This window comes from Streptomyces sp. NPDC059875 (genome assembly GCF_042731085.1).
Taxonomy (GTDB): Bacteria; Actinomycetota; Actinomycetes; order Streptomycetales; family Streptomycetaceae; genus Streptomyces.
Genome location: NZ_JBHWJZ010000002.1, coordinates 43,895 through 62,728, shown reverse-complemented (window position 1 = coordinate 62,728; position 18,834 = coordinate 43,895). Strand labels below are relative to the sequence as shown.

Here is an 18,834-nt window from a genome sequence, read left to right as displayed (position 1 = left end):
GAGGGCATGACCGAAACCTCCGCGCACACCGACCTGCAGACCGACCCCTGGCCCGCCCCGTATGCGAGCGGTCCCGTCGACGCGACCGTCACCGTGCCCGGATCGAAGTCGGTCACCAACCGCGGCCTGGTCCTCGCCGCGCTCGCCGCCGAGCCGGGCTGGCTGCGCCGCCCGCTGCGCTCCCGCGACACGCTGCTGATGGCCGAGGCGCTGCGCACGCTGGGCGTCCGGATCGAGGAGGGCGTGGGCCCGGACGGTACGGGCGAGGCGTGGCGGATCATCCCGGCCGGGCTGCGCGGCCCGGCGACCGTGGACGTCGGCAACGCCGGAACGGTCATGCGCTTCCTGCCGCCGGTCGCGGCCCTCGCCGACGGCCCGGTGCACTTCGACGGCGACGCCCGGTCCCACGAGCGTCCGCTGCACGGCGTGATCGACGCACTGCGCGTGCTCGGCGCCCGGATCGACGACGACGGGCGCGGCGCGCTGCCGATGACCGTGCACGGCGGCGGGGCGCTCGACGGCGGCCCGGTGGAGATCGACGCCTCCTCGTCCTCGCAGTTCGTCAGCGCGCTGCTGCTCTCCGCGCCCCGCTTCAACCAGGGCGTGGAGGTGCGTCACGTCGGCGCGACCCTGCCCTCCCTCCCCCACATCCGGATGACCGTCGACATGCTCCGCGTGGTCGGCGCCCAGGTCGACGAGCCGGAGACGGGTGGCGAGCCGAACGTCTGGCGGGTCTCTCCCTCCGCCCTGCTCGGCCGGGACCTGACCGTCGAGCCCGACCTGTCCAACGCCCAGCCGTTCCTGGCCGCGGCCCTGGTCACCGGTGGCCGGGTCACGGTTCCGGACTGGCCGGCCAGGACCACTCAGCCCGGTGACGCGCTGCGCGAGATCTTCACCGAGATGGGTGGCTCCTGCGAGCTGACCGAGGCGGGCCTCACCTTCACCGGCACCGGCCGGATCCACGGCATCGACGTCGACCTGAGCGAGGTCGGCGAGCTGACGCCCGGCATCGCGGCGGTCGCGGCGCTGGCCGACTCCCCCTCCACCCTGCGCGGCGTCGCCCATCTGCGGCTCCACGAGACGGACCGCCTGGCGGCCCTGACCAAGGAGATCAGCGAGCTCGGCGGCGACGTGACGGAGACCGAGGACGGGCTGCACATCCGTCCCCGCCCGCTGCACGGCGGTGTCTTCCACACGTACCACGACCACCGCATGGCGACGGCGGGCGCGATCATCGGCCTCGCGGTCGAGGGCGTGGAGATCGAGAACGTGGCGACGACCGCCAAGACCTTGCCGGACTTCCCCAGGATGTGGACCGAAATGCTCGGAGCCTGAGCCATGCGGCGTTACGGGAAGCACACCGACGAGGACGACATCCGCCAGCGGCCCAACCGCAAGGGCAACCGTCCCCGTACCAACATCCGCCCCAAGCACGAGGACGCGGTCGAGGGCATGGTCCTCACCGTGGACCGGGGCCGGCTGACGTGTCTCGTCGACGACCGGATCATCCTGGCGATGAAGGCGCGCGAGCTGGGCCGCAAGGCCGCGGTGGTCGGCGACCGGGTCTCCCTCGTGGGCGATCTGTCCGGCGAGAAGGACACGCTGGCCCGGATCGTCCGCATCGGTGAACGCAGCTCCGTACTGCGCCGTACGGCCGACGACGACGATCCGTTCGAGCGTGTCGTCGTCGCCAACGCCGACCAACTGGCGATCGTCACCGCGCTCGCCGACCCCGAGCCGCGCCCGCGGCTGATCGACCGCTGTCTGGTCGCCGCGTACGACGGCGGGCTCACCCCGCTCCTCGTCCTGACGAAGTCGGACCTGGCCCCGCCGGACGAGCTCCTGGAGATGTACGGCGCGCTCGGTGTGCCGCACGTGGTCACCACGCGCGACGAGTTCGTGGACGGGGTCGCCGCCGAGCGGGTCCACGAGCACCTCAAGGGCCGGACGACCGCGTTCGTCGGCCACTCCGGTGTCGGCAAGACGACCCTGGTCAACGCCCTGGTGCCGGCGGACCGTCGGCGGAGCACCGGACTTGTCAACGCGGTCACGGGCCGCGGCCGGCACACCACTACTTCGGCGCTCGCCCTCCCCCTCAACGACAAGGAGGGCGGCTGGGTGATCGACACCCCGGGCGTCCGCTCCTTCGGGCTGAACCACGTCGACCCGTCCCGGGTGATCCTCGCCTTCCCCGATCTCGTGGCCGGCACCGAGAACTGTCCGCGGGCCTGCAGCCACGACGAGCCGGACTGCGCGCTGGACGCGTGGGTGGCCGAGGGTCACGCCGACCCGGCACGGCTCTATTCACTGCGTCGGCTGCTCGCCACGCGGGAACGACGCGAAGGCGACTGAGTCGCGCACGTTTGCGGTCGGCTGCTGTTGGTAAGTGCATAATCGCACCAAGTGAGACGAAGCAGTCACCGACGGCGTGGAGGCACTGACGATGGCGTGGCTGCTGGTGGTGGTCGCGGGGCTCCTCGAAACGGGGTTCGCGGTCTGCCTGAAGCTCTCGCACGGTTTCACCCGGCTCTGGCCGACGGTCGCCTTCGCCTGTTTCGCCCTCGGCAGCTTCGGACTGCTGACGCTCGCCCTGCGCAAGCTCGACGTTGGTCCCGCGTACGCGGTGTGGACCGGCATCGGCGCGGCGGGGACCGCGATCTACGGGATGGTCTTCCTCGGCGACATCGTGTCCACGCTGAAGATCGTCTCGATCACGCTGGTGATCGTCGGCGTCATCGGCCTCCAGCTCTCCGGTTCGGCCCACTGACCGTCCGCCACGGACGGCCCGGGGGCGACGACGTACGAGAGCGCGAGACGCAGGACGGCCTCGCACGACCCCACCACGTCGCCGTCGTGGTGCCCCAGCGCCGTCGCGGCCCGGTCCCGCGCGAGTCCGAGCAGGTCCGCGGGCGAGGGCACCCCGGCGTCGGCGCGACGCTGGGCGGGTACGGCGGAGGCGCGGGCACCGGCCCGTGCCGGGCGTGGCGTCGGAAGCCGCTCGCCCCAGCAGCCGGTGAGCAGGGCGCGCAGCACCGGGCGGGCGCCGGCCTCGGCCACGGTCCACTCGGCGACGGCGGCGAGGTTGCGGACGGGCGGGACGGGCCGGGCGAGGACCTGGTCCACGCCCTGGAGGTAGGCGTCGGCCTCGCGTCGTACGAGCGCGCGGGCCAGTCCCTCCTTGCTGCCGAACTCGTTGTAGAGGGTCTGCCGGGAGACCCCCGCGGCGGAGGCGACGTCGACCATCCGGACCGCGGACCAGGGCAGCCCCCTGAGGGCCGCCAGCGCGGCATTCAGCAGGGCCTCACGGGCAGTAGGCATCGTCGCCTCCCGGCCAGAACGGTTCTGCGCTCAGAGTTGACGGGCCGCCACGCACTGTCAAGGGCTCTCGTGGGCCCACGTCCCTTCGAGGGATAGAGTTTCGACCATGGCCGATTACCACGATGATCTGCGTCTCGCCCATGTCCTCGCGGATGCCGCCGACGCGGCCACCATGGACCGGTTCAAGGCGCTCGACCTGAAGGTCGAGACCAAGCCGGACATGACGCCGGTGAGCGAGGCGGACAAGGCCGCCGAGGAGCTGATCCGCGGCCAGCTCCAACGGGCGCGGCCGCGCGACGCGATCCTCGGCGAGGAGTACGGCGTCGAGGGAACCGGCCCGCGCCGCTGGGTGATCGACCCGATCGACGGCACCAAGAACTACGTGCGCGGCGTGCCGGTCTGGGCGACGCTCATCGCGCTGATGGAGGCCGGCGACACGGGCTTCCAGCCGGTGGTCGGCGTGGTCTCGGCACCGGCGCTCGGGCGGCGCTGGTGGGCGGCGAAGGGCGCGGGCGCGTACACGGGCCGCAGCCTGACCTCGGCGACGCGGATCCAGGTGTCGAAGGTCTCGGAGCTGTCCGACGCCTCCTTCGCGTACTCCTCGCTCAGCGGCTGGGAGGAGCGGGGCCGCCTCGACGGCTTCCTCGACCTCACGCGCGCGTGCTGGCGGACGCGGGCGTACGGCGACTTCTGGCCGTACATGATGGTCGCCGAGGGTGCGGTGGACGTCTGCGCGGAGCCGGAGCTGTCCCTCTGGGACATGGCGGCGACCGCGATCGTCGTCCAGGAGGCGGGCGGCACGTTCACCGGCCTCGACGGCCGGCACGGTCCGCACAGCGGCAACGCGGCGGCGTCGAACGGCCTGCTCCACGGCGAACTGCTGAGCTACCTGAACCAGAAGGGCTGACGCCACCCCGCGGGGGGTGCCTCGCGCGCCCCTCGGGCGGACGCCTCGCGCGCCCCCTTGTCGGGCCCCTCACATCGCTGCCACTCTGAGAGTCCCCCCACTTGTGAACTTGTGAATTCGTTCTCGTTGAAGGCGGGAACGGTTCACGAAGGAGGTGGCTCCTTTCATGCTCGTCCGTGACGCCATGAGCACGGTGGTCCTCACCATCGGTCCCGCCCACACCCTCCGCCAGGCCGCCCGGCTGATGTCGGCGCGCCGCGTCGGCGCGGCCGTCGTCCACGACACCGACGCCGGTGGCTTCGGGATCCTCACCGAACGCGACATCCTCAACTCGATCGGCGCCGACCAGAACCCCGACCACGAGACCGCGGGCTCCCACACCACCACCGACGTCGTCTTCGCCGCCCCCACCTGGACCCTGGAGGAGGCGGCCTCTGCCATGACCCACGGCGGCTTCCGCCATCTCGTCGTCCTCGACGGACACGGGCCCGTCGGCATCGTGTCCGTACGCGACATCATCCGCTGCTGGACCCCGGCCCACCGCCACGCGACGACCATGGCGAGCTGACACGGCCGATACGGCCGATTCGGCTGAGACGAGAGCGGGCCGGACTCCCGTACGGAAGTCCGGCCCGCTCCTTTTCTACGACAAGCGTCCTCAGCCGCGCAGGGCCTGGACCGCGGCCTCGAGCCGCTTGCCGAAGTCACCGTCCGCCTTGCGGAAGTTGTCGATCGCCCGCTCGGCGATGTCGTCGCGCGACACCTTGGCGATGAAGCCCGCCAGGTTGTCGACGAGACGGCCCTTCTCGTCCTCCGACATCAGGCGGTAGAGGTTGCCCGCCTGCACGAAGTCGTCGTCCTCGGAGTGCACCGGGGCGGCGTGGTTGCCCGTACCGCCGGTGACCGGGGCGGACTGCCACAGCGGGCGGTCGGTCTGGAACGGGCCGCCGAAGCTGTTCGGCTCGTAGTTCTTCGCGCCCTTGTGGCGGCCGTCGTAGAGGAAGCCGTCACGGGAGTTGGTGCGCGCCTCGGTGGCGTGCGGGCGGTTCACCGGCAGGTGGTCGGCGTTGATGCCGACCCGGTAGCGGTGGGCGTCGCCGTAGGCGAAGAGACGCCCCTGGAGCATCTTGTCGGGAGACGGGCCGATGCCCGGCACGAAGTGCGCGGGACTGAAGATCGACTGCTCGACCTCGGCGAAGATGTTCTCCGGGTTGCGGTTGAGCTCCAGCTTGCCGATCTCGATCGGCGGGTAGTCCTCGTGCGGCCACACCTTGGTGAGGTCGAACGGGTTGAAGCGGTAGGTCGCCGCGTCGGCCGCCGGCATGATCTGGACCTGCACGGTCCAGGTCGGGAAGTCGCCGCGCTCGATGGACTCGCGCAGATCGCGCTGGTGGGAGTCGGGGTCCTCGCCGGCGAGCTTGTTGGCCTCGTCCTGGGTGAGGTTCTTGATGCCCTGGTCGGTCTTGAAGTGGTACTTGACCCAGAAGACCTCGCCGGCCTCGTTGTTCCACTGGAACGTGTGCGAGCCGTACCCGTTCATGTGGCGGTACGAGGCGGGGATGCCGCGGTCGCCGAAGAGCCAGGTCACCTGGTGGGTCGACTCCGGGGAGAGGCCCCAGAAGTCCCAGACGTTGTCCGCCTCCTGAGAGCCCGTGTACGGGTCGCGCTTCTGGGTGTGGATGAAGTCGGGGAACTTGATGGCGTCCTTGATGAAGAACACCGGGGTGTTGTTGCCGACGAGGTCGTAGTTGCCCTCTTCGGTGTAGAACTTCAGCGCCCAGCCCCGCGGGTCGCGCACCGCGTCGGCCGCACCGAGGTTGCCCGCGACGGTGGAGAAGCGCAGGAACGTCTCGGTCTGCTTGCCGATCTCGGAGAGGAACGCGGCCCGGGTGTACCGCGTGACGTCCGCGGTCACGGTGAACGTGCCGTACGCACCGGCGCCGCGCGCGTGGACCACGCGCTCCGGGATGCGCTCGCGGTTGAAATGGGCGAGCTTCTCGAGGAGGAGCTGGTCCTGGACGAGGACGGGACCGCCGACGCCCGCCGTCTCGCTGTTCTGGTTGTCGGCCACCGGCGCGCCGGCCTCCGTGGTGAGCGGTCCCTGCGTCACGTGCGCCTCCTGCGTTGCTTCCTGCAAGCCCTGTCCTGGCAAGCCCTGTCCTGGCCTTTGCCGAACTCGATCCTACGATAGACATTGTCTAAGTCAAGCCGCCATCCAAACTCACACCGGTTCGGGACCTTGGTCCCCCCACTGTTAGGCTGGTCCTTATGAGTGACCTGTTGGAACGACTGCGCGGCCGCGGCTGGCGAATGACCGCGCAGCGGCGCGTCGTGGCCGAGGTCCTGGACGGGGATCACGTCCACCTGACCGCCGACGAGGTCCACGCGCGCGCCGTGGAGCGGCTGCCCGAGATCTCCCGGGCGACCGTCTACAACACGCTGGGCGAGATGGTCACGCTCGGTGAGGTCATGGAAGTGGCGACGGACGGCCGTGCCAAGCGGTACGACCCGAACGCCCACCGCCCGCACCAGCACCTGGTCTGCGGGCGTTGCGGTGCCATCCGCGACGTCCACCCCTCCGGCAACCCGCTGGCGGACCTCCCGGACACGGAGCGCTTCGGCTTCACGATCTCGAACGTCGAGGTCACGTACCGCGGCATCTGCCCGAACTGCGCCGCGACGGCCTGAGACGGCGCGTGGACGACGCGAGCCCCCACCGGACGGTGGGGGCTTTTCCGTGTCCTCACGGAGACGGGGACTCGGGAACACGGGAACACGACGAAGGCCCGGATCCAGTGACTGGATCCGGGCCTTCGTTGCTACTGAGTAGCGGGGACAGGATTTGAACCTGCGACCTCTGGGTTATGAGCCCAGCGAGCTACCGAGCTGCTCCACCCCGCGTCGGTGAACCCAACCTTACGGGACGCCCACGACCAGCGCAAATCCGTTCCCCACCGCCCGCCAGGACTACGCGGTGAGCTCCTGGTGCAGCGCCTCGCTCAGCCGCGCCGCCCGCTCGGCCACCTCCGCCGGACCCAGCTCCACGGCCCTCGCGCACCAGCGCCGCCCCTCCGACAGCTCGCCCCGCCGGGCCGCCAGCAGCGCGAGCCGAAGCGCGGCCCGCCCGTGGCCGGCACGGGCGGCGCGGGTCCACCACAGGGCGGCCTCGCGCTCGCTGCCCTCGCGGGCGAGGAGCAGGCCGAGGTTGAAGGCGCCGTTACGGCTGCCGGCCTCGGCCGCCTCGCGGTACCAGTGGGCCGCCTCCGCCACGTCACCGCGCGCGGCGGCGAGCATCCCCACCCGCACCTGGGCGCGCCGGTGGCCCTGCTGGGCGGCCCGCTCGTACCACTCCTCGCACTCGGTCTTCTCCTCGCGCGGGGCCCCGAGCGCGGGCGGGCCGGGGTCCGGCCGGCGCGCGTCGAGGACGGTGGCGAGCCGGAACGCGGCCTCGGGGCTGCCGCCGCCCGCCGCGCACCGCAGGTGACGCTCGGCGGTCTGCTCGTCGCCGTCGCGCAGGCTGGCGATGCCGACCTGGAGCGCGGCCTCGGTGTGGCCCGCGGCGGCCGCGCGCTCGTACCAGCTCAGCGCCGTACGGTCGTCGTCGCGACCCGCGTAGAGGATGCCGAGGTTGAAGGCGGCATCGACACTGCCGGCCTCCGCGGCCTTGGAGAACCAGGGCTCGGCGCCGCCCGTGTCCCCGGCCTGGAGGAGGAGCACGGCCAGCGCGTTGGCGGCCTCGCGGTGGCCCGCGTAGGCGGCGCGGCGGTACCACTGCTCGGCGTGCTGGACGCGGTCCTGGGCAGCGCAGAGCAGCCCGAGGTTGTACGCCCCGTTGACATCGCCCGCGTCCATGGCGGCGCGGTACCAGCGCTCGGCGGTCTGCTGCTCGCCCCGGGCGGCGTGCAGGGCGCCCAGCGCGTTGGCGGCGTTGCCGTCGCCGTCCTGGGCGGCGCGCAGCCACCACACGGCGGCGCTCTCCTCGTCACCGGCGTCGCGCAGCAGGAAGCCGAGCGCGCAGGCGGCCTTGGCCTCGCCCTCCTTGGCCGAGCTCAGGTACCAGCGGCCGGCCTCCTTGAGCTCGCCCCGCTTCTCCAGGATCGCCCCGAGGTGCAGCGCGGCACGCCGGTGCCCCCGTGCGGCGGCCTGCCGGAACCACTGCTCGGCCTCGGCGAGTTCACCGGTGGGCGCCGCGGTAGCGGCGGCGGCCGCACGCGCCGGTGCGAGCCCCTTGGGCCGGTCCCCGGCTGCCCCTGGGGCGTCGGTCTCGTCAGCCTGCGCCTCGCGCGCGGAGCGGCGGCCTGCGCCTGTGCCAGTGCCTGCGTTTGCGCACGTGCCGTACGCCGAGGCGTCACCGGCGCCGGGACGCCCTGCGGGGCCGCCCTGCGCGGACCGGCCCACGCCGGTCTCGTACAGCGAGGCGCGTCCGCGCTCCGACTCCGAGGCACGGTTCTCCAGGGCGAGCGCCAAGCGGTACGCGGCCTCGCGGTGACCCCGCTCCGCGGCGGCCCGCAGCCAGCGCTCGGCGCCGACATCGCTGCGGTGCTCCAGGAGGTCGGCGAGCGCGTAGGCACCCAGGGCGTGGCCCTGCTCGGCGGACTGGCGCAGCCAGTACTCGGCGGCGGGCTCGTCGCCGCGCTCGCGGTGGTGGCGGCCGAGCGCGTGGGCGGCGGGCGCGGAGCCCGCGACGGCGGCGACCCGCCACCAGCCGGCGGCCTCGTCGGCGTAGCCGCGCTGGTGCAGCAGGACACCCAGGTTGTTGGCGGCCGCGCGGTCCCCCTCCGCGGTGGCGCCGCGCAGGTACGGCTCGGCGCCGTCCAGGTCACCGCGGCGCAGCAGGAGCGCGCCGAGCACGCTCATCGATGCGGCGTCGCCGCTCTCGGCGGCACGCCGGTGGCGCGCCTCGGTCTCGGTCTCGTTCTCGGCGGTGGTGTCATCGGCCGCATCGACGGCCTCCGCAGCCTCGATGACGTCGTCTGCGGCACGCTTCCCGTGCCGCTGCACAAACCGCCCTGTCTCCAACAGAGTTGCCCTGTCCCCCATAAATTCCATCGTCGCACCACCCGCAACGCGCGTACACCTGGTATACCGCAGCCAGTGAGGTCACTTCAGCGTTTTGTCGACATGCCCACAGAGAGATAAGTCAAACACGTCTCACCCCAACTCGCCCCATCCCCACCGCGCTTCGCGAGCCCGACGCTCCCCTCCGCACACGACAAAGGCCCGGATCCTCATGGATCCGGGCCTTTGCCTTCAGTAGCGGGGACAGGATTTGAACCTGCGACCTCTGGGTTATGAGCCCAGCGAGCTACCGAGCTGCTCCACCCCGCGTCGTTGTTCCGTAAAGGTATCACGACGCGGGGTGGTGCCCGACCAGTCGGTCAGCCGCTCGGCGGGCTCGCGCTGGTCGACGGTGTCGCTCCCGGCTTCTGCTCGCCCGGCTTCTGCTCACCGGGCTTCTGCTCACCGGGCTTCTGGTCGCCCGAGTTCAGCTTCCCGCCGGCGTCAGCGGCCCGTACGAGCGCGTCCTGCAGCGCCTCCTGGGCCTTGCCGTAGGCGGTCCAGTCGCCCTTCTGGAGGGCGGCCTGGCCGTCGTCGTACGCCTTCTGCGCGTCCGCGATGGCCTGCTTCAGCGCCGCGTCGTTCGTCGTCGGCGTCGTCGGCGGCTTGGTGCCCGGCTGCTCCGGCTGCTGGGGCGGCGTCGCACCGTCCACCCCGAAGACCGCGTTCAGCGCCTCGGTGAGGTTGTCCTCGAACACCGTGGTGTCCTTGGTCGTGTCACCGTCCGGCTGGTCCGCGTCCACGTACGACACCGCGACCTTCTTCAGCAGCGGATAGTGCGCGTTACGGCCTTGGGCGTACACGGGCTCGACGTACAGGAAGCCGCCGTCGAGCGGCACCGTCAGCAGGTTGCCGTACTGGATGTCGGAGTCGGCACCCTTCATGTCGCGGACGAAGGTCGCCACCGACGGAAGGCTGTTGAGCTTGTTCTGCACCTGCTCCGGTCCCGGGACCTCGGAGGTGACCCGCAACAGCCTTATGCGGCCGTAGTCCTTGCTGCCCGCGTCGGCGTCGACCGCCATGAAGCCGCCCAGGTTGGGCCGCCCGTTCGGGGTGAACGTCGTCGTCAGCGAGAACTGCTGCTGCTTGTCCCCGGGCATCTTCATGCTCAGGTAGTACGGCGGGACCGCGTTGCCGTCCTTGTTGGTCGGGTCGTTCGGCACCTGCCAGGCGTCCGAGCCGCTGTAGAACTGCGCCGGGTCCTTCACGTGGTACCGGGTGAGCAGCTCGCGCTGGACCTTGAACATGTCCTGCGGGTACCGCAGGTGCGCCATGAGGTCGCCCTTGATCGCCTCACGCGGCTGCACCGTGTCCGGGAACGCCTTCATCCACGTCTTGAGGACCGGGTCTTCCTTGTCCCACTCGTAGAGGGTCACCGTGCCGTCGTAGGCGTCGACGGTGGCCTTCACCGAGTTGCGGATGTAGTTGACCTGGTTCTGCTGGGCGACCACCGCGCGCTGCTGGTTGCCGACCGTCAGAGCGTCGGCCGTGGTCTCGCCCAGCGTGGTGCGCGAGGCGTACGGGTAGCCGTTGGTGGTCGTGTACGCGTCGACGATCCACTGGATCTTGCCGCCGACGACCGCCGGGTAGGCGTCGCCGTCGATGGTCAGCCAGGGTGCGACCGCCTCGACGCGCTCCTTGGGCGTGCGGTTGTAGAGGATCCGCGAGCCCTCGCCGATGGCCCCCGAGTAGAGGATCTGCGGCTCGCTGAACGCGACCGCGTAGGCGGCGCGGTTGAAGGTGTTGGAGAGGTTGACCCCGCTCTTGCCCTCGTAGCTGGTGGTCTTCTCGCCGTTCTCCTCGTAGTCCAGCTCCTTCTGCGGGCCGCCGACGATCGAGTACTGATCGGTCTTCTCGCCGTAGTAGATCCGCTGCTGGTACGGGCCGAGCTTCCCCGTGGTCGGCAGGCCGGCCTCGGTGAAGACCGGAGAGCCGTTGGCGTCCGTCTGCGTACCCGCCGCCATGATCGCGCCATAGCCGTGGGTGTACGTGAAGTGGTCGTTGATCCAGTTCCGCTTCGGGATGCCCTTGATGTTGAGCTCACGCAGGCCGACGACGGTGTCCTGGCCCTCGTAGCGGTCGACGTCGAGGGTCGTCGGGAACTGGTAGTACTTCCGCTTCTGCTCCAGCTGCTGGAACGTCGGCGAGACGATGTTCGGGTCGATCAGCCGGTAGCTGGCCGCCGTGTCGGAGTCCGCCCGGAGCTGGTCCTTGGCCTTGACCGTGGACTTGCCCGAGTAGTTCTCCGGCTCCGTCGCATCGATGTCGTACGCCTTGCGCGTCGCGTCGATGTTCTTCTGGATGTACGGCGCTTCCTTGGCCTGCTCGTTCGGCTGGACCTGGAACTTCTGCACGATGGCCGGGTACAGGCCGCCGATCAGGATCGCCGACAGGACCATGAGCCCGAAGCCGATCACCGGCAGCTGCCAGGTGCGGCGCCACAGCGTCGCGAAGAACAGCACGGCGCAGATCACGGCGATGCAGAAGAGGATCGTCTTCGCGGGGAGATAGGCGTTGGCGTCGACGTACCGCAGACCCGTCCAGTTGCCGGCCGCCTTGAAGTCGCTGGACTTCACGGCGAGGCCGTACCGGTCGAGCCAGTACGCCACGGCCTTCAGCGAGACGAAGACGCCGAGCAGCACCGACAGGTGGCCCGTCGCCGCGGCGGTGGCGCGCGCACCGGGGCTGGTGACGCGCAGTCCGCCGTACAGGTAGTGCGTCAGCGCGGCGGCGATCAGCGACAGGACGGTGGCGGCGAAGCCGAAGGCGAGCAGGAAGCGGTACCAGGGCAGGTCGAAGGCGTAGAACGACACGTCCAGCTGGAACTGCGGGTCCTTCTGGCCGAAGGCGACGCCGTTCACCCACATCAGCCAGGTCCGCCACTGGCCGGAGGCCGAGGCGCCGGCGATCAGGCCCACCAGAGCGGTGATCGCGAGGAGCACCCACTTCTTGTAGGGGGCCAGACCCATCCGGTACCGGTCGAGGCTCTGCTGCTCGAGCGACATCGCGCTCAGCGGCGGCCGCAGCCGGTGCGCCAGCCAGATGTTGAACCCGACGGCGAGCCCCATGAGCAGGCCGAAGACGGCGAACAGGCCGATCTTGGTCCACAGGGTGGTGGTGAACACGGACGAGTAATTGACCGAGCGGTACCAGAGCCAGTCCGTCCAGAACCCGGCGAACATGACGAACGCCATGGCCAGGACGGCCAGCACGCCCAGCGTCATGAGCAGCGTGCGGGCCCGCCGGGACGGCCGGCCGACTCTGATCCTTGGCCCGGACGGGCCTCCGCCGCCTCCGCGGTCCGGCATCTGGAAAGCCAACGTGCGCCCCTCGAGGTTGATGCGTCGATAAGCAGGCCCCGCGATCGTAGAGCCCACTGGTGCAACTTACTGAGGCTTTACCTAGTTCCCGTCTTCGGGGGCGAAGGAGGCAGGATATGGGTCATGTCCAACGTTTCCCCCTCCGGCACCCCCATGGCCGCCAGCCCCCTCACCCGCGCGGTGCTCGAGATCGACGAGTACGCCTCCGGTCTCGGCTGGGACCGTCCGGCCCGGCTCTTCGCCCTCGTCGACACCGCCAAACTGCGCGCCCAGGAGCCGGGACTGGCCTCCCAGCTCGGCCTCGAAGGCGCCGAAGCCGCCGCCTTCACCCCCATCGAGCAGGAGGAGCTGCCCAAGGGGAAGGCCCTCGACGAGTTCCTCGGCACGATCGCGTGGCCCGACGCGGTGGCCGGCTGCGCGCTGACGGTGGAGCGGCTGATGCTGCCTCCGTCGGCCGAGGCCTCCGTGCCGGAGGGTCTGAACGAGGCCGCTCTGGCGAAGTGGGTGGCCCGGCACCCCGATCGCCAGGAGGTCCGGATGACCGTGGCCGTGCTCCGTAACGGCGCCCGCGAGGCGGCCATCCGGCTGCGCGAGAAGGACTCCCCGAACGAGGTGCTGACCGGGGCGGACCTGGTGCCGGGTCTCGCAGACGCCCTGGCGGCGACCTTCGAGTCCTGAGGACGTCCGCGTCCTGAGGAGTACGCGGAAGGGGGCGCCCCGGTCGGTGACCGGAGCGCCCCCTTTCGTGCGCGCGTCGTCCTAGCTCTTCGAGCAGCTGGGCAGGCTCTTCGTGTCGCCCTTGCGGATCTTCTCCAGCGACTTCGTCGCGTCGTCGATGGTGTCGACCTTGATGAGGGTGAGGCCGTCGGGGATGTCGGAGGCGGCGGCCTCACAGTTGTCGGCCGGGGTGAGGAAGTACTCGGCGCCCGCGTCGCGCGCGCCGACCAGCTTCATCTCGATGCCGCCGATCGGGCCGACCTTGCCCTTGTCGTCGATGGTTCCGGTACCGGCGATGAACTTGCCGTCGGTGAGGCTCTCGGGCGTCAGCTTGTCCACGATGCCGAGCGCGAACATCAGGCCGGCGCTGGGTCCGCCGACGTCGGCGAGCTTGATGTCGATGGTGAACGGGAAGACGTGGTCGGTGCCGGCCTGGATGCCGACGATCGCCCGGTCGCCCTCCTGGGACTTGACCGTGGTGATCGTGACCTTCTCGGTGGCGGTGGGCTCCTTGCCGGCCTTCTCGGCCGCGGCCGCCTCCTTGGCGGGGACGATCGTGAACTCGACCGTCTCGCCCGGCTTGCGCTTGGTCACCTGCTTGGCGACGCTCCCCGGCTCCTTCACGGGGACGCCGTCGACGGACTTGATGACGTCCCCGGCGTGCAGCTTGCCCTGGGCGGGGCTGTCCTTCACGACGGTGGCGATGACGACCCGGGTGGTCACCGGGATCTTCAGCTCGTTGAGGGCGGCGACCTTCGCGCTCTCCTGGGACTGGCTGAACTCCTCGGCGTTCTCCTGGCTCGACTCCTCCTCCGTCTTGCCGTCCGGGTAGAGGGTCTCCTTGGGGACGACGACGTTGTCGTGGGCGAGCCAGCCGTAGACGGCCTCGACCAGGTTCATCCGGTAGTCCGCGCTGGTGACGCGGACCGTCGTCATGTTGAGGTGCCCGTCGGTGGGATACGTCTGGTGACCCGAGATCTGGAGGACGGGCTCTCCATCGGCCTCACCGAGGGTGTTGACCGTCGGGCCGGGGCTCATCTCCGCGTACGGCACCGGAACCAGGACGCCCACACAGAGCAGAGTGATCAGGACCAGGGTGGAGGCGAGCATCGTCGCAGTGCGGCGTGGCATGGAACGACAGTACGGGACCGGTCTGTGAGTGCACCTGTGGGGCGGGTCCGTACGAGGCGGCCCGCGGGCGGGAAGTCAGCCGGAGACTTGGCTGCTGCCAACGGTGGACGGCGAGGTCGCGGGGGTCATCTGGGGATCAGTACCGTCGATACCGTCGATACCGTCGACACCGGAATGCGAACGCTCCATCGCGTCCCGGAACCGTGCGTAGCCGGCGAGCTCGGCCACGTCCCCGATGGTCTTGTTCCTCTGGGCCCAGCTTCCCCATATCGCCGCGCCGATGACTGCGAAAAGCGGAATCAGCAACCAGGCAAGCGCTGCCATCCCGACCTCCCATCCCCAATGAGCGACCGCAACCGGCCGGAACCCGGCCGATCAGCAGATTAACGATCTGCAGCATCAACGCTGCTGCCGGGGGCCCGGTTACGCAAATCGGGGCGTTCGACTACAGGACGTCGGCGCGGCCACTTGCCACCCGTCTGTCCTAAGGCTCAGCAGGCGCCCACCCACTCCTCTGTGCCGTCGGAGAAGGTCTGGTGCTTCCAGATCGGGACCTCGTGCTTGAGGTCGTCGATGAGCTTGCGGCAGGCCTCGAAGGCCTCGCCGCGGTGGGGGCAGGAGACCGCGACGACGACCGCGAGGTCGCCGACCTGCAGATCGCCCACCCGGTGGACGGCCGCCAGCGCACGGACCGGGTAGTCGGCGACGACCTTCTCGGCGACCCGGCGCAGCTCGGCCTCGGCGGACGGGTGGCAGGAGTACCCGAGCGCGTCGACGTCCGCGCCACCGTCGTGGTTGCGCACGGTGCCCACGAAGAGGGTCGTGCCCCCGGCAGCGTCGTCGCCGACGGCCCGGAAGACCTCGTCGATCGACAGCGGGGTGTCACGGATCGCGAGCAGCTTGATCGGGTCGGCTGCGACCTGCTCGCCGGGGTGGTCATGGGTGCGTGCCATGCGCCCATGGTGCCGCACCGCACTGACAGGTGGAATAGCGTTTTCGACCGGTGGACCCGACCCTCCGTAGGAGGGTCCTACAGGACCCCCGGTCTACATGCCGCGCCGCTTCCGCATCTGGCGCACCAGCGCCGCCGTGCCGAGCAGTGCCACCGTCGCGCCCGCCGCGCCCGCCGCCGTCGCGTCCTTGCGGCCGAGCCGGCGGCCCGCGACCGTGTGCCGGCCCTCGACCTCCTCCAGGAGCGCGGCGAGCACCTCCTCGTTGGTCCACTGCGGCCGCCAGCCCGCGTCGTGCAGCCGTCCGACGCTGACCACCCAGGGGTGCATCGTGTACGCCAGGTCGCCCGCCGGGGACGGTGTGAGCCCGATCCGGTGCAGCCGGGCCGCCGCGCCGAGGGCGACCGCGGAGGGCAGCTCCATGCGCCGGATCCCGGACAGCTCCTCGACCTCCTCCTGCTCGAGCCAGCCGTCGCAGCCGACCGCGAACTCCCCGTCGACCTTCTCCAGGGCCGCGTACTCCAGCGCGCTGACCAGGTCGTCGACGTGGCAGAACTGCCAGGTGGGGCGGGAGCCGGCGACGACGAGCAGCCGCGGCGACTCGAAGTAGCGGGTCAGGGCCGTGTCCGTACCGCCGACCAGGACCGCGGGCCTGACCACGGTGACGTGCAGGCCGGGGTGGGCGCGGGGCGCGCGGCGGCCGAGCCGCTCGATCTCCAGCAGGTCGCCGACGCCGGTGGCCTCCGCGGTCGCCCGCAGTTCGGCGTCCTCGGAGAGCGGGATGTCGTTGTCGGGCAGCGCGCCGTAGACCATCGCGGAGGTGCAGAGCACCACCCGGTGCACCCCGGCCGCCGCGGCGGCGGTGAGGACGGTCTGCGCGCCGCGCACGTTGTAGGCCGTTCGGGCGGCGGCGTCCGACTCCAGGTCGAGGTCGACGGCGAGGTGCACGACCACGTCGGCGCCCCGCAGCTTCTCGGCGATCGCCGGGTCGCGGACGTCGAGGATGTGCCACTGCGCCTCCGAGACCTCGCCGCGGCGCTCGTCGATCGCGATGACCTGCTTGATCTCCTCGGACGCCGCGAGGCGCCTGGTCAGCAGGTCACCGACGCCGGAGGCGGCGCCGGTGACCGCGACCACGGGGCCGCGCCCGGCTGACCGGGTTGAGATGTTTCGCGCTGCGCGAACCTGAGGATCTGGGGAACTCACCGGGCGTCTCCAGCGGTTGTCTTCAGTACGTACCCGAATGACGCGTACGTACCAGGTGGCGTCCATCCTGCCGCAGGCCACGGCCCGGCGGAGCACCGAGCCCATATCCGGCCCGGATGTCTACGCTGGTGGTGTGTAGCGGGCAGTCGCCGTCGGCAGGAAGCCGGCGGCCCTACGAGCCGAGGAAACCTGTGAGTGACACCCCATTCGGATTCGGCCTTCCGCCGGAGGAGCCGGAGAACGGCGACGAGGGCAAGAAGAAGGACCCCGCCGGAGGTGGCCAGGGGTCCGGTGGCCAGGGCGGCAACCCGTTCGGCGCCAATCCGTTCGGCTTCGGCGGTCTGCCGGGCATGGGCGGCCCCGGCGGTGCGGACAATCCCTTCGCCGCGATGTTCGGCTCGCTGAACCCCAACGATCTGGGCGCGGCCTTCCAGCAGCTCGGCCAGATGCTCTCCTACGAGGGCGGTCCCGTGAACTGGGACATGGCCAAGCAGATCGCCCGCCAGGTGGTCGCGCAGGGCACGTCCGACGGCACCAAGGACGCCAGTGTGGGTCCGGCGGAGAAGGCCGCGGTCGAGGAGGCCGTGCGCCTGGCCGACCTGTGGCTGGACGGCGTGACCTCGCTGCCCTCCGGGGCGAGCACCGCCGTGGCGTGGAGTCGCGCGGAGTGGGTCGAGGCGACGCTGCCGGCCTGGCAGCAGCTGGTCGACCCGGTCGCCGAGCGGGTGGGCGCGGCGATGGGCGACGTGCTGCCCGAGGAGATGCAGGCCATGGCGGGCCCGCTGATCGGCATGATGCGCTCCATGGGTGGTGCCATGTTCGGTCAGCAGATCGGGCAGGCCGTCGGCGCGCTCGCGGGCGAGGTCGTCGGTTCGACCGATGTCGGTCTGCCGCTCGGCCCGGCCGGCAAGGCGGCGCTGCTTCCGCTGAACATCGAGACCTTCGGCAAGGACCTGGGTGTCCCGAAGGACGAGGTGCGGCTGTACCTGGCCCTGCGCGAGGCCGCCCACCAGCGGCTCTTCGCCCATGTGCCGTGGCTGCGCTCGCATCTGTTCGGCGCGGTCGAGGGCTACGCCCGAGGGATCAAGGTCGACACCTCGAAGCTGGAGGAAGCGGTGGGTCAGCTCGACCCGACGCACCCGGAGCAGCTGCAGGAGGCGCTCCAGCAGGGCATGTTCCAGCCCGAGGACACGCCGGAGCAGAAGGCCGCTCTGGCCCGGCTCGAGACGGCGCTCGCGCTGGTCGAGGGCTGGGTGGACGCAGTGGTCCACGAGGCCGCGAAGTCCCGGCTGACCTCGGCGGACGCGCTGCGCGAGACGCTGCGCAGGCGCCGGGCGAGCGGCGGTCCCGCCGAGCAGACCTTCGCGACGCTGATCGGTCTCGAACTGCGTCCGCGCCGGCTGCGGGACGCCTCGCGGCTGTGGGCCTCGCTCACGGACGCGCGCGGTGTCGACGGCCGCGACGACCTGTGGGAGCACCCCGACATGCTGCCGACGGCGTCCGACCTGGACGACCCGGACGGCTTCGTCCACCGCGAGCACCTCGACTTCTCCGAGATCGACAAGATGCTCGGCGAGGCGGCCGGGGGAACGAAGCAGGACGGCGACGACGAGGGCAAGGACGACACCGCCAAGTGAGCCTGCACGACGACGCCGTTCTCGTACTGAAGGCGTACGAGTCGAACGGGGCGCAGGGAGAGTTGCGCCAGACGTATCTGGACCACCTCGCGGCGCACGAGGACGGGATGTGGAAGGCCTGCGAGGCCGGGCATCTGACGGCCAGTGCGCTGGTGGTGGATCCGCAGCGCGGGCGCGTTCTTCTCACGCTGCACAAGAAGCTCGGCATGTGGCTGCAGATGGGCGGCCACTGCGAGCCGGGTGACGGGACGCTGGCGGAGGCGGCGCTCCGGGAGGCGACGGAGGAGTCCGGCATCCCGGGCCTGACGCTGCTGCCGGGTGGCCCCGTGCGGCTCGACCGGCATCCGATCCCGGCGCCGTGCCACTGGCATCTGGACGTGCAGTACGCGGCGCTGGCACCGGCCGGCGCGGTGGAGGCGATCAGCGAGGAGTCGCTGGACCTGCGCTGGTTCGCGTACGACGAGGTGGCGGGCGTGGCCGACACCTCGGTGGTGCGGCTGATGGAGGGCACGCGGGCCCGGCTGGGCTGAGCACCGAACTTGTAAGGGGCGGTCGCCATGGGCGACCGCCCCTTACTTCTGGTCTTTCCC

General features: G+C 71.0%; 17 protein-coding genes and 2 tRNA genes. 9 read left to right on the top strand and 10 right to left on the bottom strand.

Annotated elements, in window-relative coordinates; genetic code table 11:
- Positions 1-6 precede the first annotated feature (6 nt).
- The 3 genes from aroA to ACFV9D_RS02220 all read left to right on the top strand — a co-directional run bounded on the left by aroA (position 7) and on the right by ACFV9D_RS02220 (position 2,767).
- The gene (gene aroA / locus ACFV9D_RS02230) at positions 7-1,335 is read left to right on the top strand and encodes a 3-phosphoshikimate 1-carboxyvinyltransferase (RefSeq protein ID WP_385139567.1); all 1,329 of its coding nucleotides are present in this window, start codon (positions 7-9) and stop codon (positions 1,333-1,335) included.
- 3 nt (positions 1,336-1,338) lie between these two features.
- Positions 1,339-2,352 carry a ribosome small subunit-dependent GTPase A gene (gene rsgA / locus ACFV9D_RS02225; protein ID WP_385139564.1) on the top strand — a complete coding sequence of 338 codons (1,014 nt, stop codon included), beginning with the start codon at positions 1,339-1,341 and terminating at the stop codon, positions 2,350-2,352.
- Positions 2,353-2,443: 91 nt separating this feature from the next.
- Complete coding sequence (locus tag ACFV9D_RS02220) at positions 2,444-2,767, top strand: DMT family transporter (protein WP_385140426.1); 324 nt, start codon at positions 2,444-2,446, stop codon at positions 2,765-2,767.
- Here ACFV9D_RS02220 and ACFV9D_RS02215 read toward each other — a convergent pair.
- The gene (locus tag ACFV9D_RS02215) at positions 2,659-3,318 is read right to left on the bottom strand and encodes a TetR/AcrR family transcriptional regulator (protein ID WP_385139561.1); all 660 of its coding nucleotides are present in this window, start codon (positions 3,316-3,318) and stop codon (positions 2,659-2,661) included. The two genes, ACFV9D_RS02220 and ACFV9D_RS02215, sit on opposite strands and share 109 nt — an antisense overlap.
- A gap of 106 nt (positions 3,319-3,424) precedes the next feature.
- Between ACFV9D_RS02215 and hisN the strand changes: the two genes are divergently transcribed.
- Positions 3,425-4,225 carry a histidinol-phosphatase gene (gene hisN, locus ACFV9D_RS02210; protein WP_385139558.1) on the top strand — a complete coding sequence of 267 codons (801 nt, stop codon included), beginning with the start codon at positions 3,425-3,427 and terminating at the stop codon, positions 4,223-4,225.
- Between the two features lie 166 nt (positions 4,226-4,391).
- Positions 4,392-4,793 carry a cyclic nucleotide-binding/CBS domain-containing protein gene (locus tag ACFV9D_RS02205; RefSeq protein ID WP_385139555.1) on the top strand — a complete coding sequence of 134 codons (402 nt, stop codon included), beginning with the start codon at positions 4,392-4,394 and terminating at the stop codon, positions 4,791-4,793.
- 90 nt (positions 4,794-4,883) lie between these two features.
- Here the strand turns inward: ACFV9D_RS02205 and ACFV9D_RS02200 are convergent, their stop codons facing one another.
- Complete coding sequence (locus tag ACFV9D_RS02200; RefSeq protein ID WP_385139552.1) at positions 4,884-6,335, bottom strand: catalase; 1,452 nt, start codon at positions 6,333-6,335, stop codon at positions 4,884-4,886.
- 158 nt (positions 6,336-6,493) lie between these two features.
- Here ACFV9D_RS02200 and ACFV9D_RS02195 point away from each other — a divergent pair, with 158 nt between their 5' ends.
- Positions 6,494-6,913, top strand: coding sequence for a Fur family transcriptional regulator (locus ACFV9D_RS02195; protein ID WP_385139549.1), 420 nt, complete (start codon positions 6,494-6,496; stop codon positions 6,911-6,913).
- 139 nt (positions 6,914-7,052) lie between these two features.
- On the opposite strand, the gene ACFV9D_RS02190 is transcribed toward ACFV9D_RS02195, so the two are convergent.
- The 4 genes from ACFV9D_RS02190 to ACFV9D_RS02175 all read right to left on the bottom strand — a co-directional run bounded on the left by ACFV9D_RS02190 (position 7,053) and on the right by ACFV9D_RS02175 (position 12,591).
- Positions 7,053-7,126, bottom strand: a tRNA-Met gene (locus ACFV9D_RS02190).
- Positions 7,127-7,192: 66 nt separating this feature from the next.
- A complete protein-coding gene (locus ACFV9D_RS02185) occupies positions 7,193-9,274 on the bottom strand; it encodes a tetratricopeptide repeat protein (RefSeq protein WP_385139546.1) in 2,082 nt (693 codons plus the stop codon).
- 205 nt (positions 9,275-9,479) lie between these two features.
- A tRNA-Met gene (locus ACFV9D_RS02180) sits at positions 9,480-9,553 on the bottom strand.
- 50 nt (positions 9,554-9,603) lie between these two features.
- Positions 9,604-12,591, bottom strand: a complete 2,988-nt coding sequence (locus tag ACFV9D_RS02175) for a UPF0182 family protein (RefSeq protein WP_385139543.1) — start codon at positions 12,589-12,591, stop codon at positions 9,604-9,606.
- A 135-nt stretch (positions 12,592-12,726) separates the two neighbouring features.
- On the opposite strand from ACFV9D_RS02175, the gene ACFV9D_RS02170 reads away from it, so the two are divergent.
- Positions 12,727-13,281, top strand: a complete 555-nt coding sequence (locus tag ACFV9D_RS02170) for a PPA1309 family protein (RefSeq protein WP_385139540.1) — start codon at positions 12,727-12,729, stop codon at positions 13,279-13,281.
- Between the two features lie 81 nt (positions 13,282-13,362).
- On the opposite strand, the gene ACFV9D_RS02165 is transcribed toward ACFV9D_RS02170, so the two are convergent.
- From ACFV9D_RS02165 to ACFV9D_RS02150, 4 genes are all read right to left on the bottom strand, one after another.
- On the bottom strand, positions 13,363-14,451 hold the full coding sequence (locus ACFV9D_RS02165) for a PDZ domain-containing protein (RefSeq protein ID WP_385139537.1): 1,089 nt from the start codon (positions 14,449-14,451) through the stop codon (positions 13,363-13,365).
- Between the two features lie 75 nt (positions 14,452-14,526).
- Positions 14,527-14,775: a hypothetical protein gene (locus ACFV9D_RS02160; protein ID WP_385140473.1), complete on the bottom strand. Its 249-nt coding sequence runs from the start codon at positions 14,773-14,775 to the stop codon at positions 14,527-14,529.
- A gap of 167 nt (positions 14,776-14,942) precedes the next feature.
- A complete protein-coding gene (locus ACFV9D_RS02155; RefSeq protein WP_385139534.1) occupies positions 14,943-15,404 on the bottom strand; it encodes a molybdenum cofactor biosynthesis protein MoaE in 462 nt (153 codons plus the stop codon).
- Positions 15,405-15,497: 93 nt separating this feature from the next.
- Complete coding sequence (locus ACFV9D_RS02150; protein WP_385139531.1) at positions 15,498-16,607, bottom strand: SDR family oxidoreductase; 1,110 nt, start codon at positions 16,605-16,607, stop codon at positions 15,498-15,500.
- 191 nt (positions 16,608-16,798) lie between these two features.
- On the opposite strand from ACFV9D_RS02150, the gene ACFV9D_RS02145 reads away from it, so the two are divergent.
- Complete coding sequence (locus ACFV9D_RS02145; RefSeq protein WP_385139528.1) at positions 16,799-18,244, top strand: zinc-dependent metalloprotease; 1,446 nt, start codon at positions 16,799-16,801, stop codon at positions 18,242-18,244.
- Positions 18,241-18,774: an NUDIX hydrolase gene (locus tag ACFV9D_RS02140; RefSeq protein WP_385139525.1), complete on the top strand. Its 534-nt coding sequence runs from the start codon at positions 18,241-18,243 to the stop codon at positions 18,772-18,774. Before ACFV9D_RS02145 ends, ACFV9D_RS02140 begins: the two co-directional genes overlap by 4 nt.
- The last annotated feature ends 60 nt before the right edge of the window (positions 18,775-18,834 follow it).

Excerpts from the sequence above, each read along its gene's own strand:
- ACFV9D_RS02185 (WP_385139546.1), bottom strand. The coding sequence starts at position 9,274 with ATGGAATTTATGGGGGACAGGGCAACTCTGTTGGAGACAGGGCGGTTT.
- ACFV9D_RS02170 (WP_385139540.1), top strand. The coding sequence starts at position 12,727 with ATGTCCAACGTTTCCCCCTCCGGCACCCCCATGGCCGCCAGCCCCCTC.
- hisN (WP_385139558.1), top strand. The coding sequence starts at position 3,425 with ATGGCCGATTACCACGATGATCTGCGTCTCGCCCATGTCCTCGCGGAT.
- ACFV9D_RS02160 (WP_385140473.1), bottom strand. The coding sequence starts at position 14,775 with ATGGCAGCGCTTGCCTGGTTGCTGATTCCGCTTTTCGCAGTCATCGGC.
- ACFV9D_RS02195 (WP_385139549.1), top strand. The coding sequence starts at position 6,494 with ATGAGTGACCTGTTGGAACGACTGCGCGGCCGCGGCTGGCGAATGACC.
- aroA (WP_385139567.1), top strand. The coding sequence starts at position 7 with ATGACCGAAACCTCCGCGCACACCGACCTGCAGACCGACCCCTGGCCC.
- ACFV9D_RS02175 (WP_385139543.1), bottom strand. The coding sequence starts at position 12,591 with ATGCCGGACCGCGGAGGCGGCGGAGGCCCGTCCGGGCCAAGGATCAGA.
- ACFV9D_RS02165 (WP_385139537.1), bottom strand. The coding sequence starts at position 14,451 with ATGCCACGCCGCACTGCGACGATGCTCGCCTCCACCCTGGTCCTGATC.
- ACFV9D_RS02220 (WP_385140426.1), top strand. The coding sequence starts at position 2,444 with ATGGCGTGGCTGCTGGTGGTGGTCGCGGGGCTCCTCGAAACGGGGTTC.
- ACFV9D_RS02155 (WP_385139534.1), bottom strand. The coding sequence starts at position 15,404 with ATGGCACGCACCCATGACCACCCCGGCGAGCAGGTCGCAGCCGACCCG.
- ACFV9D_RS02205 (WP_385139555.1), top strand. The coding sequence starts at position 4,392 with ATGCTCGTCCGTGACGCCATGAGCACGGTGGTCCTCACCATCGGTCCC.
- rsgA (WP_385139564.1), top strand. The coding sequence starts at position 1,339 with ATGCGGCGTTACGGGAAGCACACCGACGAGGACGACATCCGCCAGCGG.
- ACFV9D_RS02215 (WP_385139561.1), bottom strand. The coding sequence starts at position 3,318 with ATGCCTACTGCCCGTGAGGCCCTGCTGAATGCCGCGCTGGCGGCCCTC.